Consider the following 7291-nt stretch of genomic DNA (forward strand, 5'->3'; position numbering starts at 1 on the left):
CATTACCTTTACCAATCCATTTGTCGGCAAAAATAAGTGGAATACCTGTGATCACTATTACTGCTAATCCTAACAAAATACCTAATAAGCCAGTTTCAAAAATAACCGCTAAATTGATGGTATTACCAAGTGCAAAACCAACAAATGGGATCATCACAGAGCTTGCTTTACTGAAAAAGTCGCGCAAGCTAATGTCCATGTTGCCTAAAATAAAGCCGACTAAAAAGGGTAAAACAGCACCAATAAAATGATGTAACTCAAAGCTGGCCGCACCGACCGAACCTAATATAAGCATAGTCATTAACGGGCCTGACTCCAGCGACATTAGTATAAATGCGCCTGATTCTTCTTTACTACCATACTGGTCCATTAGGCTTGCATATAGTCCACCATTGGTCATATCCATAGCAGAAACAATCGCAAGTGTTGATAAACCTGCAAACACACCTGCTTGAATACCATGTTCAGGTAAAAGTGATGCTGCAACCAATGCGACTATCCAAGCCGTACCTATTTTTGTAACAACCAAGGTACCTGATTTGCGAATAACTGTGCCCGTTGAGCGTAAGTCGATACTCGCGCCAATACAGAAAAACCAAACAGCAAGAATAGGTAAAATTCCAGTCATTATGCCTTTGGTAAATCCACCAAAATAATCGGCTGAGTCTGGTGCGAGGGTGTTGATAACCGCGCCAATAAAGAGCGGAACTAACATCATACCGCCTGGTACACGTTCAATCGCTTGCTTAATTTTCATTTATATTCACCTTCTAAGTTAATGCGTTTATGCCACAGCAATAATTGGCGCTCAGTATAAGCGCAACCTGATTATTCACTAGTTCAAATGTAAACTTTTAGTTAACTCTGATCCGTATTAATGCTACATTATTGGTTGAAAATGTTCAAATATGGTCGAATGTGGTGATTTTGGGTGTTTTTTCTTATATACTCTTTCAAATTACATCAGGTTTGAGGGTGGTTATCTTGACTAAAATGCAGCATTCAGTTTTGAAAATACTTGGTACTTTGTTGTTTTCTTTGTCTTTTTCTTCTTTTTCTTCTTTTTCTCAAGTAGAGCGGCCAAGCATTTGGGTTAAACCTTCCGAACGTTTACAAATACTAAACAAAATTAACACTCAGCCATGGGCGCATGAATTATTCGTTGAGTTACAGCTTCGTGTAGACTCACTTGCAGTTGATGACATAGCTCAACGAAATACAAACCTTAGAGTATTGCCACTTCAGTGGTCGGTAGACAAATCCATTCCACCTTCATTGCCGTTATTTCAAGTAAAAGGCGGCGGCTCAAGAGCTGAGTTACAACAAGTTATCAAGACCTTGCAAGATGGGGTGGATTGCGGCGTACTCTATTATTTAACCCAACAAACAAGGTATGCACAGTGTGGCGCTGATATTCTGCATACTTATATAAATGCATTGCTGCAACATCCGTTATCAACAGAAAAAAATATGAACGCTGGCTGGTTATTCCCAACCAACCACTTGTATGAAGCTCGGGTAATCGGCGCGCAACTGCCTGTGCTTTACGACTTTGTTTACCCATACCTCAAAAATGGTGGCCAAGTTTACGACTTAGCACAAGGTAAACTGAGCGAGTTTAATTTTGAAAATGCGCAAACTACTTTTAAAAATTATGTATTTTTAGCATTAAGCCGAGGCTTGCTTGATTCAAATTGGCCAGTATTAGAATCACTTAGTTTAGTACACAATATATTGGCGTTTGACGACCAAGCAGAAATTAACAAGCATTTACCTTATTACACTCACATTAATACTAAGCGACAAGCATCGTTAAAAATGGTCGCAGAAATGTTTGAAAAAGAGGGCGACATTTGGCCTGAGTCATTCCAGTATTCGCAGCATGTTGCGGCCTATTCAGTGTATTTAATGACACTGTTAGATAGATACGACCAAGGTTTGAAGTTAGGTAGCAAATATCCAAATATATCTGCTGCTTTTATGTCTTATTACAATTTGCAATTCCCAAATGAAGACTATCCTTTTATAGGAGATGGCCACAGGCAATATCCAATTGAATATTCAGCGTTAGAAATGTCTTATTTGTTGGCCAAGATGAACAATAACCAACAGCAAATGCGTGACTATGGTAATTATTTAAATTCGAGCATTAGCAAAGGCATATATGACAGAGGTCATTTGCACGACAGATATTACAAAGCTGCACCTTATTTTACGCCGACTCAGCTGTTATGGTACGAGGACAAAATTAGCAGTACAGAAACCGTTGATGTAGCACCTCCAAGGCCAAGAACCAAGCGCTTAGAATATGCAGGTTTAAACATACAGCGCAATATTGCCAAACAAAACCCAGAAAAAAATAGTTTAATGGGCTTTATTGGTGGTGGTTCATATATACATGGTCATGCATCTGGTATTGATATGGAGCTATATGGTCAAGGCCATGTACTGGGTGTCACCAGTGGTAAAAGTAAATACAGAACAGACATACATGAAAACTTCTACCGTATTTTTGCTGCGCACAATACAGTCATCAGTAATGGTGCTTCGGCATCAAAAGGTGGTTGGATTAACTTAGGTATTAACCGAGTACAAGCAGTTGCAGTTGAGCCCGAATATGGACAAGCGGGTGTATCAGGCAGTTATTCGTTTACCACTTCTTCTTTTTATGATGAATTTAATTTAGTTGCACCTGCCTACCATCAAAGAACACTTGCTTTAATTAAGTTGAATGAAAAACAAGGTTATTACTTGGATGTATTTAAAGCAAAAAGTGACTATGCTGAGCAATACCATGATTATTTGTATAGAAACCTTGCAGATAACATTAGCGTAACTAGTGGCGGTGAGTTATTAAAAACCACCGCAACTCCTGAGCGATATCAAGCTTCAGCACAATTACCATGGACTTTGCAAAGAGCCTATCGCCACCCTGGTTGGCATTTTCTTACCGAGGTAAAAACCGCGAATGAATTAAGCAAGGGTTATGCTGTAACTTTCACTGCCAATAAATTAGCTAAAAAAGACATTTATATGCGCGCGCTTGTACCTGACGGTCTGGAAACTGAATTTACCACAGCCAATGCGCCGCCAGCCTATGGTGTGCCTAACGCATATAAAGACAAGCCAACACCTATGTTTCTAATGCGTCATAAAGGGGAAACTTGGTCAAACCCGTTTGCTGTAGTGTACGAATCAAAAACTCAAGGCGAACAATTTGCGGTTAAATCGGTAGAGCGCATTATGCAAAATGGCCAGTTTAAAGGGGTTAAGGTAGAGGTTATGCTCGCCAACAAACCTGTTACTCAATACATACTGCTGCAAGACCTAGACGCTAAACCCTATAAAGATGAAACCTTAGGCATTTATTTTGATGGTCACTTTGCGGTTATTTCGCTTGACGCGGCAAACCAGCCAATTGACATGTATATCGGCCAAGGGCGCGAGCTGCATTTTAAAAATTCTAAGTTAACGGCTCAACCAGCGTTAGCAAGTGGTTACATTAAGTTTTAAGAGCGATAAGTATTAAACAAATGAAGAAAATTTTATTACCCTTAGTTATTTCCGCATTACCCCTGGCGTGTGCTCATATTGATAGACAGCCTACTACTATTAGTTTAAAGGCAATAGAGGACTTTAGTGTTCTTGACCAAGGTGACGTGCCTTATTACAAAGACACTGACAGAAATGCTTTAGCAATTGATGCGCGTATTGTCGAAAACCGTAATTTATTTGCACAAGCCACAAGCACTTTTGAAGGTAAATCAGGTTTATATGATGTCACTATCACAATAATGACTGAAGAAGATGGTGAGCCAATCTATAGATTATTGAGAAACGACAAAAACGTTGCTGTGTATAAAGCGCCTTACATAGGACCCGGTTCTGACAAAGATTTAAAACCAATGAAGCACACTTGGCCGAAAATTGAGCTAAAGCAAGGCGACAAGATAGCAATAGAGTCAGTGACTAGCACCAATGGCGAAATTCCAGAACATGGTGGCACAGCTTGGGCTAGAGGTCGTTGGCAACAAATTGAATTTGCGCCGCATGATCATGAACGTTTTGGTCGCCCAAGTTTTAACTTTGAAAAAGACTTATTATTGGCTCAATTTGACTTGCAACCAGATGCAGATGATGTGCACGCTGTTGCAGCACTAGGCTCAATGCTCGCAGATAAAGATTTTGCTAACTTAAATTACTTTGCTGTTGCTGGCACTACGGGTATTCAAGGTGGCAAGTATGTTGAGTCTAATGATTTGTTTGAATTAGCTTTTGGCCAACAAAACCATAATTGGACTGACGCTAAGCGCAATTGGCAAAGCTCAGTACAAGCTGTGGCGAGCAAAGCTAAAGCTATTCTTAAACAAGGCGGCCAAGTTTGGGTGCAAGAAGCAGGACAATCAGACTTTACCGCCGACTGGCTCAAACAACTAATTGATGATGGTGTTGATAAAAATCTAATTAAGAAAAAAGTGATAGTGGTTCAACACAGCCAATGGAATGAAGATAAAACCACAGCTGAAGATTTAGCTTATGTTAAATCTGTAACTAATTATCAAGCTATTGCCGATGGTAATAAACCGAAGCGAAAGTTTGACCGCAATGGCCGCCGTGGTGATGTAACACCACAATATGTAGATCTACAAACAAAATGGTTGGCCGCTGCGGTTAGCCCTAAAAATACCAAAGTAAAAGCCCGTAATTTATGGCAACTAGCCGACAAAATAGTTTTGAACAGTGGCTTTAATGCATATCATTCAACCATACCAAAAGGTGGAGTCGATTTTTCTGATATTGTTGAGAATTGGTGGATTTTTGAATTAAACAACAAGGCAAATTCAGTTCATGCATTTTGGGATAGATATGTCACAGATGTTGAACTAGACCAAGTTAAACCACCAAAAGGCCGCCTCGCTATTGTGATAGACGGTAACTCACCAGACCCAGATGACATAGGTGCAACCCCTGTTATGTTTGCCATGTTGCAACAAACCGGTTTGTCAGACCGTTTAGTGCATTTGTCGCACTCGTGTGATCTCAACCCATTTAGAAACGGTGGTTTACAGCAGATCAATGCAAAGAATGAAGCTGTGCGACAAAAAATACTGCATGACTTAAGTGGTAAAGGAATAGAGCTTTTTGGACCATTTAATAGTTTACGAAACTACTATAATTGCCGTGTTGACCAACAAGGGGCAACCCAAGACTTGGTGGACGCAATTAATGCCTCTAGCGAAAATGATCCTTTGTGGATTATCGAAGCAGGTGAACCAGACTTAATTGGTTATGCGTTGCAAGCGGCTGATCCTAAGTTAATAAAACATGTGCATGTTGTTTCACATCACCCAGCAAATGATGACAGTGGTGACTACTTTACTTGGCAGCAAATATTAGATTTTGGGGTAACAGAGCATCAAATTGGCGATCAAAATGTTGGCTTACAAACGCCTATCCATTATTGGGATTGGACGATAAATCATCCACACCCGGGCATTCAACATATCCGAGAAATGTTAGCCTATGCTGAACAAGACGGTATCGTCGATTTTCAAACCAATAAATATGATTGTTCTGATGCAGGCATGTTGTATTGGTGGATAACAGGCGCTGATCAAGGTGGCAACAACAATGCGACACCTATAGATATTAAAAAATACCTGCCTCACTAAAACCACTCTCTCTGACCTTGTTATACGAAAACGTATGGGTATAACAAGGTCGTTATCGAAATGATAACCCGAATCGACGATAATTATTTTTAGCAAGAGTAGCTGTAGGGATTCGTAGTTCCCAACATGCATTATCTTTTTTATTTATGGTGCAGCTTGCTAGATTTGTGTTTCTGATTAATGTTGTAAAAACCTCGATCTACATGTTTGCCACCATTTATTTTGAGTTATTTGCATGTTGGGAACCATTTCATTTAAGGTTTATACATTATTTTTCAACTGTCTCAATTAAATGAATAACTCGTTGAGGTTCTAATAGCAAATAAAAAACATTTTCTGGTTATAAAATAGTTCTTGACCGAAAGATTTACACTCCACCAGCACATTAAGTTTCAGAGGTGTCTGGCAGTTCAATACTGCCAATGCATTTTGCCGCGAAAGCTGACTAATAAGCGGTGGTTGTTCGGGTCGCGCTAGACTCTAACCCAAGCATAACCCGCACAACATCAAGTGCATGGTCAACCAAATAGGTTTCACCATGCGTCATGTCCAAAACTGCTAATGGCATAGTTAGGCTTAGCGCCAGGTGCACATTCTAGTAGCACTAAAATCTGCAGTATAGGGATTGCTAAAGTCGGCAATACTGAAATTGTTGTATGAAGTTGCTTGGTCTGGCACTAGACACATTTTTCATCCGAGAGGCCGCAAAAAAAACCAACTAGAGTTAAGTATATTCTACTATCGTTTATGGAAAACAGTCCCTCAACATTACCTGTAATGATTGCAATCAACGTTTTGAGGTAAACTGCTAGTACTCAGGAACTTAATGTAGAATAGTCAGCTCTGGTATCCATTTTTACTGTACTGCATAGATGCTCAGAACTTACCAATCTCAACGATTATATTTGGTTTTATATGGAATTGATTCTAGCTGCATAGCTAAACATTCCTTGATTTTCCACTCTCAGCACGTTTCTTGGCACTGCTTTGTACATAAACTGAATCGGTTGTTGCCATGCTGGAATGGCCTAAATCTTCAGACACATCTTTTAAGGCTCGGCCTCGTTCAATTTCCATGCTCGCCCCGGTGTGTCTTAACCAATGAGGCGAAACATCTTTATAGATTTGAGCATGTTTTTCGCCATATTTAGACTTTGCTAGATCATACGTTGCATCCAGTACTTGGTGAACCAGTCGAGCTAATTGTCGTCCACTCATACCACCAGCGCCACGGATTTTTTCGACTATTGGCTGCTTTTCTTGACGCCCCGGATAAGCGGGCAATCCGCGCCACAGGCGGTAACGTTCCAGATAAGGTAGAAAACTATCCGGTACTGAAATGTCGCGAATCTTTTTACCTTTACCAAATATTTTTAACCACCAGTTTTTGTCATCATCTTGCCAAAAATGATTCATAGTTGGGATCCAATCGTCGCGCTCAGAAAGCTCTGAAATTCGCAAAAACATGGTTTTCATCGCGGCAATCAAGAATACATTGCGTTCATATATTGGATCATCTGATGCCATATTTTCAGCTGTTTGTAATAGAAGTTCCCACTGTGACAGATCAAGTCGTTTTGTTTCTTTTATCTGAGCATCTTTAACTAAACGCTTGCAGT

The 7291-nt window shown here is 40.0% G+C and carries 5 protein-coding genes; 2 read left to right on the plus strand and 3 right to left on the minus strand.

The window, feature by feature from the left end; translation table 11 throughout:
* Window positions 1-757 (minus strand): 2-keto-3-deoxygluconate permease (locus WSC_RS22905; RefSeq protein ID WP_016956571.1); only part of this gene is annotated, 757 nt, incomplete at its 3' end.
* Window positions 758-993: 236 nt separating this feature from the next.
* Here WSC_RS22905 and WSC_RS0114020 point away from each other — a divergent pair.
* Both WSC_RS0114020 and WSC_RS25325 read left to right on the plus strand, forming a co-directional pair.
* The gene (locus tag WSC_RS0114020; RefSeq protein WP_157447301.1) at window positions 994-3513 is read left to right on the plus strand and encodes an endo-acting ulvan lysase-like protein; all 2520 of its coding nucleotides are present in this window, start codon (window positions 994-996) and stop codon (window positions 3511-3513) included.
* Window positions 3514-3533: 20 nt separating this feature from the next.
* Window positions 3534-5672: a hypothetical protein gene (locus WSC_RS25325; RefSeq protein WP_016956573.1), complete on the plus strand. Its 2139-nt coding sequence runs from the start codon at window positions 3534-3536 to the stop codon at window positions 5670-5672.
* A gap of 445 nt (window positions 5673-6117) precedes the next feature.
* Here the strand turns inward: WSC_RS25325 and WSC_RS25500 are convergent, their stop codons facing one another.
* Window positions 6118-6240 carry a hypothetical protein gene (locus tag WSC_RS25500; protein ID WP_016956574.1) on the minus strand — a complete coding sequence of 41 codons (123 nt, stop codon included), beginning with the start codon at window positions 6238-6240 and terminating at the stop codon, window positions 6118-6120.
* A 371-nt stretch (window positions 6241-6611) separates the two neighbouring features.
* A partial coding sequence (locus WSC_RS22920) for a tyrosine-type recombinase/integrase (RefSeq protein WP_040394579.1) occupies window positions 6612-7291 on the minus strand: 680 nt, incomplete at its 5' end.

This window comes from Catenovulum agarivorans YM01, assembly GCF_000281085.1.
GTDB classification, from domain to species: Bacteria; Pseudomonadota; Gammaproteobacteria; order Enterobacterales; family Alteromonadaceae; genus Catenovulum; species Catenovulum agarivorans.

What these genes read in the sequence shown, in the direction of transcription:
- WSC_RS25325 (WP_016956573.1), top strand. Translation starts at nt 3,534, where the DNA reads ATGAAGAAAATTTTATTACCCTTAGTTATTTCCGCATTACCCCTGGCG.
- WSC_RS25500 (WP_016956574.1), bottom strand. Translation starts at nt 6,240, where the DNA reads ATGCCATTAGCAGTTTTGGACATGACGCATGGTGAAACCTATTTGGTT.
- WSC_RS0114020 (WP_157447301.1), top strand. Translation starts at nt 994, where the DNA reads ATGCAGCATTCAGTTTTGAAAATACTTGGTACTTTGTTGTTTTCTTTG.